This window comes from Saccharopolyspora sp. NPDC050642, from assembly GCF_040654735.1.
GTDB classification, from domain to species: Bacteria; Actinomycetota; Actinomycetes; order Mycobacteriales; family Pseudonocardiaceae; genus Saccharopolyspora; species Saccharopolyspora elongata.
Genome location: NZ_JBFAIN010000066.1, coordinates 1 through 18,407 on the forward strand (window position 1 = coordinate 1; position 18,407 = coordinate 18,407).

The 18,407-nt window shown below is 71.4% G+C and carries 21 protein-coding genes; 12 read left to right on the top strand and 9 right to left on the bottom strand.

The window, feature by feature from the left end; all coding sequences use genetic code 11:
* A partial coding sequence (locus AB0H93_RS42760) for a malic enzyme-like NAD(P)-binding protein (protein ID WP_358582335.1) occupies positions 1–774 on the bottom strand: 774 nt, incomplete at its 3' end.
* A 440-nt stretch (positions 775–1,214) separates the two neighbouring features.
* Here AB0H93_RS42760 and AB0H93_RS42765 point away from each other — a divergent pair.
* Positions 1,215–1,817 (top strand): dTDP-4-dehydrorhamnose 3,5-epimerase family protein, encoded by a 603-nt coding sequence (locus AB0H93_RS42765; RefSeq protein WP_358582338.1) that lies wholly within the window; start codon positions 1,215–1,217, stop codon positions 1,815–1,817.
* A gap of 4 nt (positions 1,818–1,821) precedes the next feature.
* Here AB0H93_RS42765 and AB0H93_RS42770 read toward each other — a convergent pair whose 3' ends face one another.
* Complete coding sequence (locus AB0H93_RS42770) at positions 1,822–2,136, bottom strand: S24/S26 family peptidase (RefSeq protein WP_132489776.1); 315 nt, start codon at positions 2,134–2,136, stop codon at positions 1,822–1,824.
* Positions 2,137–2,215: 79 nt separating this feature from the next.
* On the opposite strand from AB0H93_RS42770, the gene sodN reads away from it, so the two are divergent.
* The 3 genes from sodN to AB0H93_RS42785 all read left to right on the top strand — a co-directional run bounded on the left by sodN (position 2,216) and on the right by AB0H93_RS42785 (position 4,089).
* Positions 2,216–2,623 carry a superoxide dismutase, Ni gene (sodN, locus tag AB0H93_RS42775; RefSeq protein ID WP_093277413.1) on the top strand — a complete coding sequence of 136 codons (408 nt, stop codon included), beginning with the start codon at positions 2,216–2,218 and terminating at the stop codon, positions 2,621–2,623.
* 87 nt (positions 2,624–2,710) lie between these two features.
* A complete protein-coding gene (locus AB0H93_RS42780) occupies positions 2,711–3,157 on the top strand; it encodes a cytidine deaminase (RefSeq protein WP_358582340.1) in 447 nt (148 codons plus the stop codon).
* 56 nt (positions 3,158–3,213) lie between these two features.
* Positions 3,214–4,089: an alpha/beta hydrolase gene (locus AB0H93_RS42785; RefSeq protein ID WP_358582342.1), complete on the top strand. Its 876-nt coding sequence runs from the start codon at positions 3,214–3,216 to the stop codon at positions 4,087–4,089.
* Positions 4,090–4,107: 18 nt separating this feature from the next.
* On the opposite strand, the gene AB0H93_RS42790 is transcribed toward AB0H93_RS42785, so the two are convergent.
* Both AB0H93_RS42790 and AB0H93_RS42795 read right to left on the bottom strand, forming a co-directional pair.
* A complete protein-coding gene (locus AB0H93_RS42790) occupies positions 4,108–4,713 on the bottom strand; it encodes an NAD(P)H oxidoreductase (protein WP_358582344.1) in 606 nt (201 codons plus the stop codon).
* A gap of 29 nt (positions 4,714–4,742) precedes the next feature.
* Positions 4,743–5,768 (bottom strand): NADP-dependent oxidoreductase, encoded by a 1,026-nt coding sequence (locus tag AB0H93_RS42795; RefSeq protein WP_358582346.1) that lies wholly within the window; start codon positions 5,766–5,768, stop codon positions 4,743–4,745.
* Positions 5,769–5,889: 121 nt separating this feature from the next.
* On the opposite strand from AB0H93_RS42795, the gene AB0H93_RS42800 reads away from it, so the two are divergent.
* The 5 genes from AB0H93_RS42800 (at position 5,890) to AB0H93_RS42820 (ending at position 11,827) form a co-directional block, all read left to right on the top strand.
* Positions 5,890–9,027 (top strand): BTAD domain-containing putative transcriptional regulator, encoded by a 3,138-nt coding sequence (locus AB0H93_RS42800; RefSeq protein WP_358582348.1) that lies wholly within the window; start codon positions 5,890–5,892, stop codon positions 9,025–9,027.
* Positions 9,028–9,081: 54 nt separating this feature from the next.
* The gene (locus tag AB0H93_RS42805) at positions 9,082–10,032 is read left to right on the top strand and encodes a GlxA family transcriptional regulator (protein WP_358582351.1); all 951 of its coding nucleotides are present in this window, start codon (positions 9,082–9,084) and stop codon (positions 10,030–10,032) included.
* 11 nt (positions 10,033–10,043) lie between these two features.
* Positions 10,044–10,658: a DJ-1/PfpI family protein gene (locus tag AB0H93_RS42810; RefSeq protein ID WP_358582353.1), complete on the top strand. Its 615-nt coding sequence runs from the start codon at positions 10,044–10,046 to the stop codon at positions 10,656–10,658.
* A 30-nt stretch (positions 10,659–10,688) separates the two neighbouring features.
* A complete protein-coding gene (locus AB0H93_RS42815) occupies positions 10,689–11,285 on the top strand; it encodes an acid phosphatase (protein WP_358582355.1) in 597 nt (198 codons plus the stop codon).
* 74 nt (positions 11,286–11,359) lie between these two features.
* Positions 11,360–11,827 (top strand): GNAT family N-acetyltransferase, encoded by a 468-nt coding sequence (locus AB0H93_RS42820; protein WP_093277403.1) that lies wholly within the window; start codon positions 11,360–11,362, stop codon positions 11,825–11,827.
* Positions 11,828–11,836: 9 nt separating this feature from the next.
* Here the strand turns inward: AB0H93_RS42820 and AB0H93_RS42825 are convergent, their stop codons facing one another.
* Positions 11,837–12,268, bottom strand: coding sequence for a hypothetical protein (locus AB0H93_RS42825; RefSeq protein ID WP_358582357.1), 432 nt, complete (start codon positions 12,266–12,268; stop codon positions 11,837–11,839).
* Positions 12,269–12,695: 427 nt separating this feature from the next.
* On the opposite strand from AB0H93_RS42825, the gene AB0H93_RS42830 reads away from it, so the two are divergent.
* Both AB0H93_RS42830 and AB0H93_RS42835 read left to right on the top strand, forming a co-directional pair.
* Positions 12,696–13,622, top strand: coding sequence for a diacylglycerol kinase family protein (locus AB0H93_RS42830; protein ID WP_358582360.1), 927 nt, complete (start codon positions 12,696–12,698; stop codon positions 13,620–13,622).
* Positions 13,623–13,871: 249 nt separating this feature from the next.
* Positions 13,872–14,126 (top strand): WhiB family transcriptional regulator, encoded by a 255-nt coding sequence (locus AB0H93_RS42835; RefSeq protein ID WP_093277399.1) that lies wholly within the window; start codon positions 13,872–13,874, stop codon positions 14,124–14,126.
* Between the two features lie 282 nt (positions 14,127–14,408).
* On the opposite strand, the gene AB0H93_RS42840 is transcribed toward AB0H93_RS42835, so the two are convergent.
* The 4 genes from AB0H93_RS42840 to AB0H93_RS42855 form a co-directional block, all read right to left on the bottom strand.
* Positions 14,409–15,902, bottom strand: coding sequence for a histidine kinase N-terminal domain-containing protein (locus tag AB0H93_RS42840; protein WP_358582362.1), 1,494 nt, complete (start codon positions 15,900–15,902; stop codon positions 14,409–14,411).
* Between the two features lie 30 nt (positions 15,903–15,932).
* A complete protein-coding gene (locus AB0H93_RS42845) occupies positions 15,933–16,148 on the bottom strand; it encodes a biotin/lipoyl-binding carrier protein (RefSeq protein ID WP_358582363.1) in 216 nt (71 codons plus the stop codon).
* A gap of 332 nt (positions 16,149–16,480) precedes the next feature.
* On the bottom strand, positions 16,481–16,813 hold the full coding sequence (rsrA, locus tag AB0H93_RS42850) for a mycothiol system anti-sigma-R factor (protein ID WP_132489802.1): 333 nt from the start codon (positions 16,811–16,813) through the stop codon (positions 16,481–16,483).
* Complete coding sequence (locus AB0H93_RS42855) at positions 16,810–17,418, bottom strand: sigma-70 family RNA polymerase sigma factor (RefSeq protein WP_358582390.1); 609 nt, start codon at positions 17,416–17,418, stop codon at positions 16,810–16,812. Before AB0H93_RS42855 ends, rsrA begins: the two co-directional genes overlap by 4 nt.
* Before the next feature lie 323 nt (positions 17,419–17,741).
* On the opposite strand from AB0H93_RS42855, the gene ybaK reads away from it, so the two are divergent.
* Positions 17,742–18,218 (top strand): Cys-tRNA(Pro) deacylase, encoded by a 477-nt coding sequence (ybaK, locus tag AB0H93_RS42860; protein WP_358582365.1) that lies wholly within the window; start codon positions 17,742–17,744, stop codon positions 18,216–18,218.
* Positions 18,219–18,407: the final 189 nt, after the last annotated feature.

An 18,407-nucleotide genomic window follows, 5' to 3' on the forward strand; every position in this document is an offset into this window, starting at 1 on the left:
CCCGCCGGTGATCCCGCTGGAGTTGGTGAACCCGGCGAGCTCCTGCTTGATCGGCGTCAGGTCTTCCCGACCGGAGTGGATCACGCCGCGCGAGTCGAGCATGGTGATCTCGCCGACGCCAGCGGTGTGCAGGATCTTCGCGCAGGCCACGCCCGCCGCGCCGGCGCCGGAGATCACCACTCGCAGCGACCCCAGCTCACGGCCGACGACCTTGGCGGCGTTGCGCAGCGCGGCGAGCACGACCACGGCGGTGCCGTGCTGGTCGTCGTGCATGACCGGGCAGTCCAGCGCCTCGGAAACCCGGCGCTCCAGCTCGAAGCAGCGCGGCGCGGAGATGTCCTCCAGGTTGACCGCGCCGAACGACGGGCGCAGCCGGACCAGGGTCTCCACGATCTCGTCGACGTCGGTGGTGTCCAGCACCAGCGGGATCGAGTCGAGCCCGGCGAAGGTCTTGAACAGCGCGGACTTGCCCTCCATCACCGGCAGCGAGGCACGCGGCCCGATGTCGCCCAGGCCGAGCACCGCGGTGCCGTCGCTGACCACGGCGACGAGCCGCTGGGTCCAGGTGTAGCGGTCGGCCAGCGCCGGGTCGCTGGCGATCGCCCGGCTGACCTGCGCCACGCCGGGGGTGTAAGCGATCGACAGATCCCGCGCGGAATCCAGCGGCGCGGTCACGCCGACGGCGAGCTTGCCGCCCTCGTGCGCCGCGAAGATCTCCTCGTTGGTCAAATCCGCACCGACTCCGCTTGCGGTGCTGTCGTTGACGGTGGTCACGGCGTCCCTCCAAGTAGCCATGCCTGCGGCCCGGGCACATTCCGGGCCGGGCGAAGCGGGCGGCACTGTGCCGCCCGTGCGACGCTCGCCTGCCCAGGCGTGCCGGACAGGCGAGTGTTTCGAAATAACCGAGACCTGCCGCCCTGGTCGGACAGCGGCTCTCGGCGGACGCTGCGGTTCGAACAGTGTGCCAGGCCGCGAGATCAGTGTCAGCGACCGGGATCACACAACCTCACCAGCAAGTTCAACAGTTTGTCAAGGCTCGTTGGCAGTACGCGCGTCCTATTTGGATCTGCTTTCGGCAGTACGCTCGTCCGGTTTCAGTCCGGCATTTCGCAGTACGTACGTCCGGTTTGAATAAGGGGTCGAATAGCTCGCACGGCCGATATCAACTCCGCCCCACCGATCCGCATTCCGACCGGGCCCATAGGCTTTCGGACGTGCAGGTACGTCGACTTGAGATCACGGGCGCCTACGAGTTCACCCCGAAGGCCTTCCCCGACCACCGCGGGCTGTTCGTCGCGCCGTTCCAGGAAGCGGCGTTCGCCGACGCCACCGGGCACCCGCTGCGGGTCGCGCAGACCAACCACAGCGTCTCCGCGCGCAACGTCATCCGCGGCCTGCACTTCGCCGACGTGCCGCCGGGCCAGGCGAAGTACGTGTACTGCCCGCGCGGAGCGCTGTTGGACGTGGTGGTCGACATCCGCGTCGGCTCCCCGACCTTCGGGCAGTGGGAGGCGATCCGGCTGGACGCCACCGAATACCGCGCCGTCTACCTCGCCGAGGGGCTCGGGCACGCCTTCGCCGCGCTCACCGACGACACCGTGATGACCTACCTCTGCTCCACGCCGTACAACCCGGCGGCCGAGCACGGCATCGACCCGCTCGACCCGGACCTGGCGCTGCCGTGGGCCGACCTCGACGGCGAGCCGATCCTGTCCGAAAAGGACCGAGCCGCCCCGGGCCTCGCGCAGGCCGCCGAGCAGGGCCTCCTTCCGGATTACGAAAGCTGCCTGGCCCACTACGAAAGCCTGCGCGGCTGAGCCGTCACCGCACGCGGCCGGGCTTCGGCCAGAGGCGCCAGCGGATGACGCCGAGAACCTCGGCCGGGCCGAGCTCCCGCGAATCCGTCGAACCGAAGGCGTTGTCGCCCTCGACGTGCCAGCCGTCGCCGTCGCGCCGCAGCGCACGCTTCACCGAAAGCTGCCCCGGACGCTGCGCCCAGCGCACCAGCACGACGTCTCCCGGCCGGGCGGAACCCCGCAGCCGCAACAACACCACGTTGCGATCCCGCAGGGTGGGAACCATGGACGGCCCGCGCACCAGCAACCGCCGCCAAGGCCACCGCCCGAGGGATTTCACAGGCACCTCCAATGGGACTTCGAGGATCTTCAAGAGTAGGGTCGCCCCTGTCGGAGCACTCACTTGTCAGGGAGGAATCATGCGACTCCTGTCGCGAATCCTCAGCCCCCGCCTCGAGGCAACCGCGCACTGCGACCTGCCGTGCGGCGTGTACGACCCGGCGCAGGCGCGGATCGAGGCTGAGTCCATCAAGGCGATCCAGGAGAAGTACCAGGCCAATGAGGACCCGGAGTTCCGCACTCGCGCGATTCTGATCGCCGAGCAGCGCTCCGAGTTGGTCAAGCACCACCTGTGGGTGCTGTGGACCGACTACTTCAAGCCGCCGCACTTCGAGAAGTACCCGCAGCTGCACGAGCTGATCAACAAGGCCACCAAGGCCGCGGGCGCGGCCGGGACCAAGGGTTCCATGGAGGCCAAGTCGGGTCAGCAGCTGCTGGACTACATCGCCGAGATCGACAAGATCTTCTGGGAGACCAAGCAGGGCTGAGGTCGTAGTTCCGCGAGGACGCCGGCCGGTGGGAAGCATTTCCGCCGACCGGCGTCCTTTCGTGTTCCGGCTCGGCAGACTGGGTGGATGGGACTCGATCAACGACTGGTGGACGCGGCCGTGGAGCTGCTGGAACGGCGCTGGGGGCACGCCGAGCAGGCCGTGGCGGCCGCCGTGCGGCTCGACGACGGCCAGATCCTGACCAGCACCAGCCTCGACAACCTCAACGCCGCCGCCACCCTGTGCGCCGAGACCGGCGCGCTCTGCCAGGCGTACACGCTCGACAAGCGCGTCACCGCGTCCGTCTGCGTCAGCAAATGGCCTGGTACCGAAGGCCATCCCGTGCTCGCGCCGTGCGGCGTCTGCCAGGAGCGGCTGGCGTTGTGGGGCCCGGACGTCGAGGTGGCGGTGGCCGACGCGGACAGCCCTTCGGGCTGGTCGGCGCGGACGCTGCGCGAGCTGAACCCGTTCTACTGGGGAACCCTGTTCTCCGCCGACGGCGGTTGGCCATCCGCCGCGGAGCACCTCACCTGATCCGGCAACCGAAATTCGAATGCGCCCGCGTGCGGGCGTGTCCACAATTGACGACCGTGGACGTTCCGGAACCGACGCGACTCGGGCTGCACGAACTCGCCGACGGGCGCCGCCTCGCCTGGGGCGAGTGGGGCGCGGCGGACGGCGTCGCCGTCCTGCTGTGCCCCGGAGCCGCGACGAGCCGGCGGCTCGGGTTCGGCGCCGATGTCGTCGACGCGCTGGGAATCCGGCTCATCTCGGTGGACCGGCCCGGCCTGGGCGCCTCCGATCCCGCACCCGGGCGCACGCTCCGCGACTGGGCCGACGACATCGCCGAGTTCGCCGCCGGGCGCGGCATCGACGACCTCGCGGTCGTCGGCTACTCGGCCGGTGGACCGTTCGCCCTGGCCTGCGCGGCGGCGGGCGTCGCGAGCCGGGCCGCCGTCGTCGCCGGGGCCGACGAGTTCGCGGTGCTCGGCGACGCGCTCCCCGGCGACCTGCGGGACATGGTCGGCGCGGTCGGCGCCGATCCGGCGGCGGCCGAGGAGTCGTTCGCCGAGTTCGGCAGCCCGGAGGCGCTGTGGAGGCTGATCGTCGCCTTCAGCCCGGAAACCGACCTCGCCGTCTACCGGAATCCGCGGTTCGAACGGGCTTTCCGCCGTGCCATGGCCGACGGTTTCGCGCAGGGCGCGGCGGGGTACGCCCGCGACACCGCGCTGGCCATGAGCCGCTGGCCGTTCGCGGCGGAGGACATCCGCGTCCCCGTCGACCTCTGGTACGGCCGGCTGGACACCAGCCCGAGCCACTCGCCCGACTTCGGCGCCGCACTGGCCCGGCGCATCCCGGGCGCCCGGCACCACCTCGTCCGGGACGCCGGGGGCGCCTTGCTCTGGACCCACGCCGAAGAGATCCTCCGCGGCCTGCAGGATCCGTCGGTGCCGGCCGGTCACTGACCGGCCGGCACCGGGCGATCACCCCTCGACGGCCTCGCCGAACAGGAAGTCCGCCGCCGTGGTCTCCGCTTCGGCGAGCACCTGCTCCCCCGCCGCGGTCTCGGTGTCGTGGACGAGCCGGAGCTCCGCGTCCTCGATGCCGCAGAAGTTCGAGACGCCCATGCGGAGCTGGGTGTCCATCGCCCCGTTCAGGCCGGCTTCCGCGTATCCGCCGCTCGCCCCGCCGGCCAGCCCCAGCCACAGCATCCGCTTCCCGGCCAGCCGCGCTTCGGCGGCGCCGTAGGCGAAGCCGTTGTTCCACACCCGGTCGATCCAGCCCTTGACGATCGCCGGCGGGCCGAACCACCACACCGGGAACACCACCACGATCACGTCGGCGGCGTCGATGCGCGCCATGTGCGCCCGGACCTCGGGCGAGTAGGTCTTGCCGGGATCCTTCCAGTCGGGCTCGTCGGCGGTCTCCAGGCGCGGGTCGAACCCCTCGGCGTAGAGGTCTAACAGGTCCACCTCGTACTGCGCCGCCTTCAGCCTGCGGTGCACCCGGTCGGCCGCCTTGGTGGTCAGCGAGTCGGCGCGCGGGTGCGCGACGACGACGAGGGCCCGTTCTCCCTGGTGGGACGTCATTTCAGCATTCCTCCGATTCGTGCGGTTCGTCAGTCGCCCAGCCGGACGAGCATCTTTCCGGTGTTGGCGCCGTTCAGGACGCCCATCAACGCCTCGGGAGCCCGCTCGATTCCACGCTCCACTGTGGACTCGGCATGCAGGCTTCCGTCGGCGAGCCAGTTCGCGGCCTTGCCGGTGTACTCGTCGAACCGGTCGAAGTAGCGGCCGGAGAGCAGGCCGCGCATCGTGATCTCCTTGCCCGCCAACTGGAAGTAGTTGCGCGGGCCCGCGGCCGGCGCCCCTGCGTTGTAGCCGCTGATGGCGCCCACCAGGGCGATCCGGCCGCCGACGCGCATCGCGTCGATGGCGGCCTCCAGGTGCTCCCCGCCCACGTTGTCGAGGTAGACGTCGATGCCGTCCGGCGCGACCGCGTCGAGCTGCTCGGCGACCGGCGCGGCCCGGTAGTCGATGGCGGCGTCGAACCCGAACGCCTCGCGCAGCTTGCGCGCCTTGACCGGGCCGCCGGCCGAGCCGATCACCTTGGCGGCCCCGAACTTGCGGGCCAGCTGGCCGGCGATGCTGCCCACCGCCCCGGCCGCCGCGGACACGAACACCACGTCCCCGGGCCGCACCGGCGCGATCTCGGTGAACGCCACGTAAGCGGTCAGCCCGGTCGTCCCCAGCGGGCCCAGGTAGTCCTGCGCCGCGGCGATCGAGGTGTCGACCTGCTCGACCTCGGCGGCGTCCACGACCGCGAACTCGCGCCAGCCGAGCCAGTGCCGGACGGTCGCCCCGACCGGCACCTCCGGCGCCTCGGACGCGATGACCTCCCCGACCGCCGGGCCGTCCAGCACCTCCCCCACCCGGAACTGCGGCAGGTAGGTGACCTCCGGGTTCATCCGCTCCCGCATGTAGGGGTCGACCGACATCCAGGTGTTGCGCACCAGCACCTGCCCCGCGGCGGGGGTGGGCACGGGCGCCTCGGCGAGCTCGAAGTTCGCCGCGGTGGGCGCCTTGCTCGGCTTCTCGACCAGGCGGATCTCCCGACCGGTGCCGGGATTGCCGTCGTTGCTCATCCCGAATCCCTCCTCGAAATCGGGGCAAGCTTGCGCGGCGCCGGTTGTGGTTCGTTTCGGATTCGTTTGCGGCGCACCGTTATCGCAGGTCAACTCCGGCCTCGCGGGTAGTGTGAGCGGCGTGCGATTCGGGGTGTTGGGTCCGCTTGCGGTGTGGACGGACGACGGCACACCCGTGCACGTCCCCGAGGCGAAGGTGCGCGCCCTGCTCGCGGACCTGCTCGTCGCGGGCGGCCGGCTCCTCTCCACCGACCGGCTCATCGAGGACCTGTGGGGCGCGGCGCCGCCCGGCAAGCCGGTGCCCTCGCTGCGGGCGAAGGTCTCGCAGTTGCGGCGCGTCCTCGACGAGGCGGAACCCGGCGGCCGCGGCCTCGTGGAGTTCCGGTCCGGCGGATACCGGCTGGCAGTCGACGCCGACGCGGTCGACATCGGCGGCTTCGCGGCCCTGACCGCGCGCGCCCGCGCCGCCGACCCGCGCACCCGCGCCGCGCTACTGACCGAGGCCCTCGACCTGTGGCGCGGCGAAGCCCTCGCCGACTTCGCCGACGAACCCTTCGCGATCCCGGCCGCCACCGAACTGCACGAGCAGCAGCTGGCGGCGCGGGAAGACCGCGCGGCAGCGCGCCTCGAACTGGGCGAGCACGCCGAGGTCGTCACCGAATTGGCCGGGCTCAGCGCCCGCCACCCGCAACGGGAACGGCTGCACGCGATCTACCTGCGCGCGCTGTACGGGTCGGGGCGGCAGGCGGAAGCGCTGAAGGCGTACGAGCGGCTGCGCACCCGGCTCGCCGACGAGCTCGGCGTCGACCCGAGCCCGGAGCTGTCCGCGCTGCACCAGTCGATGCTCCGGCAGGAGCCCCGGCTCAACGCGCCCCGCGGCGACGTGCGCGGAAACCTTCCGGCTCCGGTGTCGGCGTTGATCGGCCGCGACGGCGCACCGGAGTCCCTCCGCGCCCTGCTGGACGCCGAACGCCTGGTGACGCTGACCGGTCCTGGCGGGGTCGGCAAGACACGGCTCTCGCTGGCGGCCGCGCACGCGGCGGCCGGCTCCTTCCCCGATGGCGCTTGGCTCGTGGAGCTGGCCTCCATCGACGCCGCCGCCGGCGTGGCCGGGGTGGCCGACGGCGTCGCCGCCGCTCTCGGACTGCGCGACGAGGTCAGCCGGTCCGGCCTGGACTCGGTCGCCCGGCTGTCGGAAGCCTTGCGCAGCAAGCACTTGCTGATCGTCCTCGACAACTGCGAGCACCTCGTCGACGCAGCGGCCGCGCTGGCCGAGGGGCTGCTGGCGGCCGCGCCCGGCCTGCGCCTGCTGGCCACCAGCCGGGAACCGCTGCACCTGCCCGGCGAGCACCTGTGGGCGGTGCCGACGCTCGACCTGCCCGCGCACGCCGCCCCCGAGTCGGTGCGGCAGGCCGGCGCGGCGCGGCTGTTCATCGCCAGGGCTGTCGCCGCGTCGCCCGGCTTCGCCCCGGACGGGCTCGGCGAAGCCGACGCGGCCGCGATCGCGGCGATCTGCCGGCGCCTCGACGGGCTGCCGCTGGCGCTGGAACTCGCGGCCTCGCGGGTGCGCGGGCTCGGCGTCCGCGAGCTCGCCGCGCGGCTGGACGACCGCTTCGACCTGCTGACCACCCGCAACCGCCGAGCCCCGACCCGGCACCAGACGCTGCGGGCCGTCATCGACTGGAGCTGGGACCTGCTGGAACCGGCGGAGCAGATCGTGCTGCGCCGCCTGGCCGTGCACGCCGACGGCTGCACCCTCGCCGCCGCGGAGGCGGTCTGCGCCGACGAACGCGTGCCCGCCGCCGAGGTCGTGGACGTGCTGGCGCGGCTGGTGGACCGGAGCCTGGTCGCGGTGGGCTTCCCGGACGGCAGGCCCCGCTACCGGCTGCTGGAATCGGTGGCCGACTACAGCCGGGAAAAACTCGCCGAGGCGGCCGAAGCCGACGATCTCCGGCTCCGGGCCCGCCGGTACTACACCGCGTTCGCCGAGCGCGCCGACACCGGGCTGCGCGGCGTGGAACAACGCGACTGGTTGCGCGGCTTCGAACTGGAACTGCCGAACCTGCGGGCGTCCCTCGACGATGCGCTGCACCACCAGGACGCGGTGCCGATCCGGCAACTGGCGGGCGCGACGTCCTGGTACCTGTTCCTGAAAGGACGGCTCCAGGAAGCGCACCAACTGCTGCACACGGTCGCCGGGCGATCGGCCGTCCTGGCCGCCTGGCGGGACGGCATGGCCGTGCTGTGCGGAATGGACCGCCACGCGGCGCGCGAACGCCCCGGCATCGCCTCCGCCGTCGACCGGGCGAGGGCGGAGTGGTTCATCGACTACGCCCACGTCGACCTCGGTGACTTCTCCGGCGGCGCGGAAGTCCTCGACGGCGCATTGCGCGCCTGCCGGGACGCAGGCGACCGCTGGGGCGCGGCCGCGGTGCTGAGCAACCGCGCCCGGCGCGCGTTCGTGCGCGGCGACCTCGCGGCCGCCCGAACGGACGCCACCGAGGCGTTGGCGCTGTTCTGCGAGCTGGGCGACCAGTGGGGGCGATTGCAGGCGACGGCACCGCTGGCCGGGCTCGCCGAGATCACCGGCGACTACGCGCAGGCCGAGCGGATGCACCGCGACGGACTGCGGATCGCCGAGGACCTCGGCCTCTGCTCGGAGTCCGCCGACCAGCTCTCCGGGCTGGGCCGGATCGCGCTGCTGACCGGCGACCTCGCCGCCGCCGAGGCGCACCACCGGCGCGCGGCGGAGCTCGCCGCCGAGGTCAACGACCCGCAAAGCGAGGTCTACGCCGAGTTCGGCCTGGCCCTGACCGCGCGCCGCCGAGGCCACCTGGACGAGGCAGAACGCCTGTGGCAGCGCCAGCTGACGTGGAGCCGCCAGGCCGCGGACGATCCGGGCGCCGCCCTGGCGCTGTCCGAACTCGGCTTCATCGCCGAACTGCGCGACGCCCCCGAAGCGGCGCGGAACCTCCACGCCGAGGGGCTGGCCCTGGCCCGCGGCACCGGCGATCCGCGCGCGGTCGCACTGGCCCTGGAAGGACTGGCCGGCGCCGAGGCGCTGGCCGGTGAAGGTGCGGCCGCAGCGCGGCTGCTCGGCCGGGCAGCGGCCGCGCGGGAGTCGGTCGGAGCTCCGCTACCGCCCGCGGAGCGCCACGACGTCGACCGGATCGCCCGCCGGGCACGGGAAGCGGCGAGCCCCGCGGTGTTCGACGCGGAGTTCTCGGCGGGCCGCGCGACGGCGCAGCACTCGTCCTGATCGGTGGGGTGCTCGTCCTTGAGGACATCCGCCGGAGCGGCCAGGCTCGAAGGCGTGGACAGGCACGAAGTGGTCATCGCGGTCTACGACGGGGTCCAGCTGCTGGACGCCGCCGGGCCGCTGGAGGTCTTCGACGGGGCGTCGCGGCTCCTCGACGGCCGCTACCGGGTGCGCCTGGCGTCGCTGGGCGGCCGGGACGTGGTGACGTCGTCGCGGGTCCGCCTCGGCGTCGAAGTCGCGCTCGAGGAGATCACCGAGCTCGGCACCCTCGTCGTCGCGGGCGGCGAGGGCACCCGCGAGGCGATGTCCGACGCGGAGCTGATCGGCCAGATCCGCCGGCTGGCCGGGCTCGCCGAGCGCATCACCTCGGTGTGCTCCGGGGCGTTCCTGCTGGCCGAGGCGGGCCTGCTGGACGGGCGCCGGGCGACCACGCACTGGGCGATGTGCCACCAGCTCGCGGCGTCCTACCCGGCCGTGACGGTCGAGCCGGACTCGATCTACGTCCGCGACGCACCGCTGGTCACGGCGGCAGGGGTGACCGCGGGAGTCGATCTCGCGCTCGCGCTGGTCGAGGACGACCACGGCGCCGAACCGGCCCGCACGCTGGCCAAGTGGCTCGTGGTGTTCCTCCAGCGGCCGGGCGGCCAGTCGCAGTTCAGCGTGTGGAACTCGGCGCCGGCGGTGGGCGACCGCGCGCTCCGCGAGCTGCTCGGCGACATCTCGGCGTGCCCGGCCGGCGACTACAGCGTCCCGACGATGGCCGCGCGGCTGGCGATGAGCCCGCGCCACTTCACCCGCCTGTTCACCAGGGAGGTCGGCACCAGCCCCGGCCGGTACGTCGAGCGGGCGCGCGTCGAAGCGGCCCGCTCGCTGCTGGAGGCCGGCCGGGGCGGTGTCGCGCGGCGCTGCGGCTTCGGCAGCGCCGAGACCATGCGGCGGGCCTTCCTCCGCCAGCTCGGCGTGCCGCCGAGCGCCTACCGAGACCGCTTCCGCACCGCAGGCTGAAGGAGTCCACCGTGGACATCGCATTCGTGCTCTACGACAAGTTCACCGCGCTCGACCTGGTCGGGCCCTACGAGACCCTGGCGGGCAATCCGGCCGCCACCCCGCACTTCGTGGCGGCGGGCCGCGGCACCGTGCGCTGCGACTCCGGGCTGCCGGTCCAGCCGACGACGACCTTCGCCGAGCTCGACCGGCCCGACGTCGTGGTCGTCCCCGGCAGCTCCGCCTGGCGCGCGTCGCTGGAGGACGAGGAGCTGGTCTCCTGGCTCGCCGCGGTGCACCCGAACACGACGTGGACGACGTCGGTGTGCACCGGATCCCTGCTGCTGGCGAAGGCCGGGATCCTGACCGGCAAGCGCGCGACGACGCACTGGGCGGCGCGCGAGGTCCTGCGCGACCTGGGCGCCGAGGTCGCCACCGAACGGGTCGTGTTCGACGGGAAGGTGGTGACCGGCGCCGGCGTCTCCGCAGGCATCGACATGGGGCTGCGGCTGGCCGCCGAACTGTGGGGCGAGGACACCGCGAAGATCACCCAGCTGCTCCTGGAGTACGACCCGCAGCCGCCGTTCGACACCGGCTCGCCGGAGAAGGCCGACCCGGCGCTGCTGGCCGCCGCGCTGAAGGGGTAAGCCCAGCGCAACGCGATTACGCTCGACGCCGTGGCACAGGATGAGCACCGCGTTTACGTCCTCCGGCACGGCACGACCGAATGGTCGCAGACCGGCCGGCACACCAGTCGTTCCGACATCCCGCTCACGGTCGAAGGCGAGCTGCGGGCGCGGCAGGCCGGGCAGACGCTCTCCGCGTTGCGCCCGGCCGGGCCGGTCGTCGTGCTGGCGAGCCCGCGGCAGCGCGCCCAGCGCACGGCGACGCTGGCCGGCCTGGCCGACGTGGTGACCGAGCCGCTGCTCGCGGAATGGGACTACGGCGACTACGAGGGCCTGACCACGCCGCAGATCCGCGAGACGGTGCCGGAGTGGACGGTGTGGACGCACCCGTGCCCGGGCGGCGAGACCGCGGCGGACGTCACGGTCCGCGCCGACAAGCTGCTGGCCCGCATCGCCGACACCGGCTCCGACGTGGTCCTGGTGGGGCACGGCCACTTCAGCCGCTGCCTGATCGCCCGCTGGCTGGGCCTGCCGACCACGTCGGGCGTGCACTTCGCGCTGGACCCGGCGGGCATCACGGTGCTGGGCCACGAGCGGGGCGTGCCGCAGGTGGAGCGGTCCAACATCCCGCCCTGGCAGCAGGGCTGACCGGGCAATTCCGCCGCACCGGCGGTCACCGGCCCCGAATATCCTGGGGCCAAGTGACTCACGTGGAGGTATCGATGATCCGCCGGGCGACCCCTGCCGACGTGCCCGCCATGGTCGGGCTGGTGCACGAACTCGCGCTGTACGAGAAGGCGCCGGAGCTGTGCCACCTGACCGAGCAACAGCTGCGGGACGCGCTGTTCGGGCCGGCTCCCGCACTGTTCGGCCACGTGGCCGAAGTGGACGGTGCCGTCGTCGGACTTGCGTTGTGGTTCCTGAACTTCTCCACCTGGGAAGGCGTGCACGGCATCTACCTGGAGGACCTCTACGTCCGCCCCGAGCAGCGCGGCTCCGGCCTCGGCAAGGCGCTGCTGCAGACCCTGGCGAAGGAGTGCGTCGACCGCGGCTACGCGCGCCTGGAGTGGTCGGTGCTGGACTGGAACGAGCCGTCGATCAACTTCTACAAAGCGGCCGGGGCGATCCCGATGGACGAGTGGACCGTGTACCGGCTCACCGGCGACGCGCTGCGCACCTTCAGCGCCTGACGCGAGCTCCTACGCGTCGCGATCGGCGTCGGGGGCGGCGCCTGCGTAGAACGACCAGGCCCGCCCCTCCCGGTTGAACAGGAACCACAGCACGGCGATCGCCGGCACCGCGAGCACTAGCGCGATCAGCGGCTGCCCGGACGGCCCGAACGCGTACCAGGCGGTGCCCAGCAGCAGCAGCTGCATCAGCAGCGCGGGCGTGCGGGCCCAGTGCTTGCCCCGCCACAGGCCGATGCCCGCGGCCAGCACGCCGAAGGACAGCAGCGCGTAGTACCCGGCCTCGCCGAGCATCTGAGCCGGCTCGAACTGCCCCACGCCCCCGACGTCGGACGAGGTGCTGCGGACCAGCAGGGCCACGACGAAGCTCAACCCGACCGCCGCCTGCAGGGTGGTCAGGACACCAGCGATGCGGATGGTGCGCGGGACGACTTCGGTCGGCACGGTCGATTCGCCTTTCCCGGAAACCACTTCGGTGACTCTGCGTACGCACCAACGATGGTAATACCGCCCGAACGCCGCATGGCTGCGACCACCGTCACGCGCAATGATCGACTCATGGCTCCAGCGGCGGTCGGGGATATCGGGGTGTCCTCACGATCCGCCGTGCGCCCGGCAGGTCCCGGCGGAAGACGATCGGATGCGCTCCGGGGTTGCGCATCCGAGTCCCGCCGGATCTCGGTGGCGGTCGAAGGCGTGGCGCACCCGCTCCTGGTGTCTCAGCCCGCCGGACCCACCGCAGCCCGGTGCATGGGCCGACCTCTGCACGCCGCACTGCGGAAGGGGGCGGTCCGGGAGAGCTGACCCGCGCGGCGGACGCCGAACACCGGAGGGTGCGTCGGCGCACAACGGCCTCGCCTAGGCTGCGGTTGTGCGCGCCGTACTCGTCGTCAACCCGCAGGCGACGTCCACCACTGCGGCCGGCCGGGATGTGATCGCCCACGCGCTGGCCAGCGAGCTGAAGCTGGACGTCGTCGAAACGCAGTACTGGGGCCACGCCTCCGACACCGCGCGAGCGGCCGTCGAGGACGGCGTCGACCTGGTGATCGCGCTCGGCGGCGACGGCACGGTGAACGAGGTGGTCAACGGCATGTTCTCGGCCGCCGAACGCGGCGACCGGGCGATGCCGACGCTGGGCGTGGTGCCCGGCGGCTCGGCGAACGTGTTCGCCCGCGCGCTCGGCCTGCCCAGGGACCCGGTCGAGGCCACCCACCGGTTGCTGCGCGCGGTGGCCGAGGGCAGCGGCCGGCTGGTCGGGCTCGGCAAGGCCGACGACCGCTGGTTCACCTTCAACGCCGGTGTCGGCTGGGACGCCGAGGTCGTCGCCGAGGTCGAACGGTTGCGCTCCCGCGGCCAGAACGTGACGCCCACCCTGTACGCGCGCACCGCGTTGAGCTGCTACTTCCGCATGGCGCGCCGGGCCCCCAAGATCAGCTTGCAAATCGGTCACGAAGATCCGATCGATCAGTTGCACAGCGTGTTCGTCTCGAACACCGATCCGTGGACGTATCTCGGGTCACGTCCGGTGCGCATGAGCCCCGACACCACCTTCGACACGGGCCTCGGCGTTTTCGCACTGCACAACATGAGCGCTTACCCAGTGTTACAACATGTAGCGCAGATGCTACGCGGTAGAGGGAAACCACACCCGAGAAACTCAATTCAGCGTGCGGACGCGGGGTACCTCCGCGTAACCTGTACGGAGCCGTTGCGCCTGCAGGTCGACGGCGATTGCCTGGGCGAGCGTTCGGCGATCGAGTTCTTCTCCGTCCCGGACGCTCTCCGCGTCGCTGTATAACCTTCTCGTAACGGATGAACGTAGTTGTCGACTCGCGACCCCCGTCTGCGACCGACGACACACCGAAACCCCTGGTCAAGCCCTGTCGATCTTTCAGGTGAGTTCCCTCACCACGCGAGATCGAACTCTTGACATCGCGGCAGTTCGTGAAAGCATTCACAAGCACACGGACTCCGTGAAAGCATTCACAAACACCCCGAACAAAACGAGCGGCGCGCATGAGGCGCGCCTAGCGAGGAGCAAGGAACGATGGACTGGCGCCACGATGCGGTTTGCCGTGACGAGGACCCGGAGCTGTTCTTCCCCGTTGGGAACAGCGGTCCTGCTGTGCTGCAGATCGCCGAGGCGAAGGCCGTTTGCCGCCGTTGTCCGGTCGCCTCCGAGTGCCTGGCTTGGGCACTGGAGAGCGGGCAGGACGCCGGCGTATGGGGCGGTATGAGCGAGGACGAGCGTCGCGCGCTCAAGCGTCGCAACACTCGCACCCGGGCTCGCACCAACGCCTGAGTCGCGAACTCGCTGAAAACGTGCCGGTTCGGTCGCACCCCCGGCGGCCGACCGCACGTTTTCGCCCCGGTCGAACGAACGGCCATCGCACCCGACAGAAGCACAACCCCGACGAGACCCGGCCGATCCGCGTCGATGTCGGTCCCGGAAACCCCCACCGAGCTCTCCACCGGATGAGCTGACGGTCACCGGGAAACCGACCCGATCGGCCACGACCCGCCACCCGACCGGCGAGTCACCGGATATCGACGCACCAGCGCGGCGCCCGACCAACGGTCGACGTCAGCGCCGGTACTTCAGAGGCACCCGCAACACCGCCTCGGTACCGCGTTGCCGACCGCGACCGCGCAAGCTCAACGACCCTCGGAGCTCCGATTCCACGAGGGTCCGCACGATCTGCAGGCCGAGACGTTCGGCGCGTTCGAGGGAGAAACCCTTCGGCAGGCCGCGACCGTCATCCGAGATGACGACGTCCAGCCAACGCGCCGAACGCTCCGCCTGCACAACGACTTCGCCGCCCTGCCCCTCCGGGAAGGCGTGCTCGAAAGCGTTCTGGACCAACTCGGTCAGCACCATCACCAGCGGCGTGGCCAGCTCGGCCGACACCACCCCGAACCGTCCCTCACGGCGTACCTTGACACCGGTCTCCGCCACGGCGACGTCGCTCATCATCGGGATCACGCGGTCGACCACGTCGTCGAGATCGACCCGCTCGTCCACCGACATCGACAGCGTCTCGTGCACCAGCGCGATCGACGTCACCCGCCGCACCGACTCGTCCAGCGCTAGCCGCGCCTCGGTGTTCCCGGTGCGGCGCGACTGCAGCCGCAACAGCGCGGCGACCGTCTGCAGGTTGTTCTTGACGCGGTGGTGGATCTCGCGGATCGTCGCGTCCTTCGACATCAACGCGCGGTCGCGGCGCTTGACCTCGGTCACGTCGCGCACCAGGACCAGCGCGCCGGCTTGCTGGCCGCGGGGCCGCAGCGGCAGCGCCCGGAACAACACCGTCGCGCCCCGGGCCTCGGCCTCGATGCGCATGCTGGGCTGACCGCCCATCGCCCGGCGGACGCGCTGCGCCACCTCGTCGGCGTCGAACGGATCGTTGAGCAGCGACCGGGTCAGCTGCGCGAGCTGCGCCCCGACCAGATCCGCCGCATGGCCCATGCGGTGGTAGGCCGACAGCGCGTTCGGACTGGCGAAGACGACCGTGCCCGAACTGTCCAGGCGGATGAGCCCATCACCGACCCGTGGGCTGGTGTGCACGTCGGGCGCCGGCTCCGGCGTCGGGAAGGTGCCGTCCGCGACCATCTGGCACAGGTCTGCGGCACTGCCCAGGTAAGAGATCTCCAGCGGCGACGGCACCCGCGGCACGGCGAGGTTGGTGTCCCGGCTGAGCACCGCGACGATCTCGTCGCCCAGCTTCACCGGGATGGTCTCGCGGCGCACCGGCACGCCCAGGTGCCAGCGCGGGTCCTCCTCGCGGCAGATCCGGCCCTCCAGCGCGGCGCGCCGCAGCTGCGGGTGCTCGTCCTGGGTGACCTCGCTGCCGACGACGTCTTCCGGGTGGGCCGTGGGCGCCGTCGTCGGCCGCGCCTGCGCCACGCAAAGGAACCGGCTCTCCGGCGCGTCCTGCGGCCCGATCGGAACCCAGAGCAGGAAGTCGGCGAACGACAGGTCCGACAGCAGCTGCCACTCGGCGACCACGAGCTGCAGGTGGTCGGCGGCGGTGCCGGACAACCCGGTGTGCTCGGCGAGCAGATCACTCAGCGTGGACAAGATCCGCCTCTCTGGGTCGGCGCGGTCGCGTCACTCCACGACCGCGATGAGATCGCCTTCCTGGACCACGTCGCCCGGCTTGACGGCAACCGTACTGACCGTCCCCGACACCTCGCTGAGCACCGGGATCTCCATCTTCATGGACTCCAGCAGCACCAGCGAGTCGCCGTCGCTGACCGAGTCGCCTTCAGCCACCGAAACCGTCATCACGTTGGCGACCATCTCGGCGCGGATCTCCTCGGCCATGCGCTCCTCCTCGTCGCGGACCCGGTAGGCCCCTGATTAGGAAACCATGACCGGAACCACCCGCCGGCGGCAGGTAGCGGACATGTCAAACTGGATGCTCGAAACCCCAGCGGAGACCGGGTGGTCGTGAAGACCTGCGAACGGTCGGACTGGTCGGAAGCGAACTTTAGGGAGTTGCCATGGGTAAGCGTGCCCGCAAGAAGAAGGACCGGCGCAAGAACAAGGCCAACCACGGCAAGCGCCCCAACGGCTCGTGAGCGCGACGGCACCAGCCGTCGAAAGCTCGAATGGCCCCGGACCACTCGGTCCGGGGCCATTCGTCGTCTTGCGGGTCATTCCGCCGAAGTTCGCTTCGCCCGCACTTCCACCGAGGTGCCTTCGGGGCCGCGCTCGACGGTCACTTCCGCCTTCTCCAGGACGGCCTCGCGGATGGAGGCCCGCAGCCGGGCCTTCAGCTCCACGGGCGCGTGCTCACCACTGCACTTGCGGTGCAACAGCGCCTTGATGTGCTCCTCGATGCCGAAGTGCTCGAGGCAACTCCCGCACCCGTCGAGGTGCTGCTGCACGGCGGCGCGCCGCTGCTGGTCGCACTCGTTGTCCAGGAAAAGCCACACTTCAGCGAGCACGTCCTCGCAGGAGGCTTCGTCCGGCCCACCGCAGTTCATTTGGTGCTCACCTCCCGCTGGTTCTGCCGCAAGAAGCCGCGATCACGGGCGACGTCGGTGAGCATCTCACGCAGCTGCCGGCGACCACGGTGCAACCTCGACATCACGGTGCCGATCGGGGTGCCCATGATCTCGGCGATCTCCTTGTAGGCGAAGCCTTCCACGTCCGCGAGGTAGACGACCATGCGGAACTCTTCGGCCAGCTGCTGGAGAGCGGCCTTCACATCGGTGTCCGGCAGCCGGTCGAGCGCCTCGACCTCGGCCGAGCGCAGGCCGCTGGAGGTGTGGTTCTCCGCCTGCGCGAGCTGCCAGTCGGCGATCTCGTCGGTCGGCTGCTGCTGGGGCTGCCGCTGCCGCTTGCGGTAACCGTTGATGTAGGTGTTCGTGAGGATCCTGTACAGCCAGGCCTTGAGGTTCGTGCCCTGCGCGAACGACTTGAACGCGGAGAAGGCCTTGAGGTAGGTCTCCTGGACCAGGTCCTCGGCGTCCTGCGCGTTGCGGGTCATCCGCAGCGCCGCGCCGTAGAGCTGGTCCAGCAGCGGCATCGCATCCCGCTCGAAGCGGGACGCGCGCTGCTCGTCGGTCTCCTCACCGCGGTCGACCACGGCGGAATCGACCGGTGCATCGGTGTCGGCAGTGCTGAGCCGCCCGACGTCGCCGGGCCGCCCGGTTGTGTCCGGGTGCTCTGGGGTGCTTGGCACCGGGCTCCTTTCCCGCCGCCTGGACGAGGTGACTGCAGGCGACGAACCCATGCGATCCTTCGCATGGTCCGCATTCGAGGATACCCGTGCTCGCCTGCTATTTCCCGGTGGTGATAGCGGCGCACGCTCGGGGCGGTCCAGCACGCAGGTGTTCGTCGAGTCCATCGTCACGCCCCGTCCAACGCAATGGGCGCCGGGAGATATTCCGGCCTTCTAAAGTGACGCTCATGGCAGGCAAGGGCACCCCGGCTACGGCGCTGTTGAGCAAGCGGCGCATCCCGCACCAAGTCCACGCGTACGAACACGATCCCCGCGCCGAGTCGTTCGGCCTGGAAGCCGCCGAGGCGCTCGGCCAGCCGCCGGAGCGGATCTTCAAGACGCTGGTCGCGGAGGTCGACGGCAAGCTCGCCGTGGGCGTGGTGCCGGTCACCGGCCAGCTCGATCTCAAGGCGCTCGCCGCCGCCGTCGGCGGGAAGAAGGCGAAGATGGCCGAGATCGCCGCCGCCGAACGCGCCACCGGCTACGTCGCGGGCGGGATTTCCCCGCTCGGCCAGAAGAAACGGCTCCCGGTCGTGATCGACGCGTCGGCCACCGGGTTCGACACGATCTACTGCAGCGCGGGACGGCGCGGCCTGGAGCTCGAGCTGGCGGCCGACGACCTGGTCCGGCTGCTCGACGCCCGCGTCGCCGACATCGCCGGTTGACCGCCCCGGGGGAGCGGACGGGCCGCTCCCCCGGGCGTTGGTGCGGCTGCCGCGCAACAGCCGCACCGGAGCCCGGACAGGCCGGGGCATTCCTCCTGTCCGGGAGCATCGACGAGATCGCAGCCGAATTCGCTTTCGCAGAGCGATTCACACCCCGACCGCGAATCCAGGCGATCGGGAGAAAGAAAT

Excerpts from the sequence above, each read along its gene's own strand:
- AB0H93_RS42835 (WP_093277399.1), top strand. The coding sequence starts at position 13,872 with ATGGACTGGCGCCACGATGCGGTTTGCCGTGACGAGGACCCGGAGCTG.
- sodN (WP_093277413.1), top strand. The coding sequence starts at position 2,216 with ATGCGACTCCTGTCGCGAATCCTCAGCCCCCGCCTCGAGGCAACCGCG.
- AB0H93_RS42845 (WP_358582363.1), bottom strand. The coding sequence starts at position 16,148 with ATGGCCGAGGAGATCCGCGCCGAGATGGTCGCCAACGTGATGACGGTT.
- AB0H93_RS42790 (WP_358582344.1), bottom strand. The coding sequence starts at position 4,713 with ATGACGTCCCACCAGGGAGAACGGGCCCTCGTCGTCGTCGCGCACCCG.
- AB0H93_RS42795 (WP_358582346.1), bottom strand. The coding sequence starts at position 5,768 with ATGAGCAACGACGGCAATCCCGGCACCGGTCGGGAGATCCGCCTGGTC.
- rsrA (WP_132489802.1), bottom strand. The coding sequence starts at position 16,813 with ATGAACTGCGGTGGGCCGGACGAAGCCTCCTGCGAGGACGTGCTCGCT.
- ybaK (WP_358582365.1), top strand. The coding sequence starts at position 17,742 with ATGGCAGGCAAGGGCACCCCGGCTACGGCGCTGTTGAGCAAGCGGCGC.
- AB0H93_RS42780 (WP_358582340.1), top strand. The coding sequence starts at position 2,711 with ATGGGACTCGATCAACGACTGGTGGACGCGGCCGTGGAGCTGCTGGAA.
- AB0H93_RS42820 (WP_093277403.1), top strand. The coding sequence starts at position 11,360 with ATGATCCGCCGGGCGACCCCTGCCGACGTGCCCGCCATGGTCGGGCTG.